We start from the raw sequence: 936 nt of genomic DNA on the forward strand, positions 1-936 counted from the left end.
TTTTTTGATTTAGATTCATCTCTAATCCTCCATTNNNTATTATCTTAATTTTACTAAATGTAAGATTAAATCTCAACTATTACAGCAGGAATAACATATATTATATCGAACAAGCATTACTATCGTTATCATCATCTTCACGAATAAATTTTTGCTTTACCTTAGAATTGTTATTATACGGCTTACTATTTTTTGCCGGTGGATAATTTACAGGTTCATAATTTGTAACGGGCGGTGCATAATTTTGGTTTACCGTAGCATTTGGACAAGTATATTTTGATATATCACGCTTAGTTTCTCTAAGCATTGCTTTTATCTGATTTAATTCCTCTTGCATCCTTTTTTCTTTATCGCTATCGTCTTTTCTAACCTTTTTATTTGCTCTACTTAAAGTCATATCATCATCGGATTCAGTGAAGCCGGATTCTGCTTTTTGCCTTGCTATATCTCTTTTAATCATCTTAAGATACATATCACGATTTCTCTTTACAGGATCGATTCTTTCTCCTCTTAAAGGATTATCGCTATCATAGTCATCATCATCGTCGTTATCATCATCAAGATTATCTTCTACTATATTCTTTTTAGCCAAAGTAATATATTTATTATTATATACAGGTTTTCTTTTGCCGCCTTTAGCACCTTTACTATCAACCAATCTATTATTTGCGGATCTTTGAAAATAGCTTCTAAAATTATCGGTACAAGCCGAAAGTAAAAACATTCCTAAAAATAATATTATAATTTTTTTTAACATATATTTATATTATTCCAAAACCTTTATTATAACGTAGCTAATAATAGCTAATTTTGCAAGGATAAAGCACCAAAGCTCTATGTGCTTAATTAAATTATTGTTATTCTGAGGTATTTTTGGTCTTGTTGTATGTTTCCCATCACGTCATTGCGAGCGACTGAAAGGAGCGTGGCAATCTC

General features: G+C 30.5%; 1 protein-coding gene. It reads right to left on the minus strand.

Translation table 11 applies throughout. From position 1 onward, the window contains the following. Nucleotides 1–100: 100 nt before the first annotated feature. Nucleotides 101–757, minus strand: coding sequence for a hypothetical protein (locus KYQ89_RS07055; RefSeq protein ID WP_218460999.1), 657 nt, complete (start codon nucleotides 755–757; stop codon nucleotides 101–103). Between the last annotated feature and the right edge of the window lie 179 nt (nucleotides 758–936).

Origin of the sequence: Rickettsia sp. TH2014 (assembly GCF_019249195.1) — a bacterium.
Classification (GTDB): Bacteria; Pseudomonadota; Alphaproteobacteria; order Rickettsiales; family Rickettsiaceae; genus Rickettsia; species Rickettsia felis.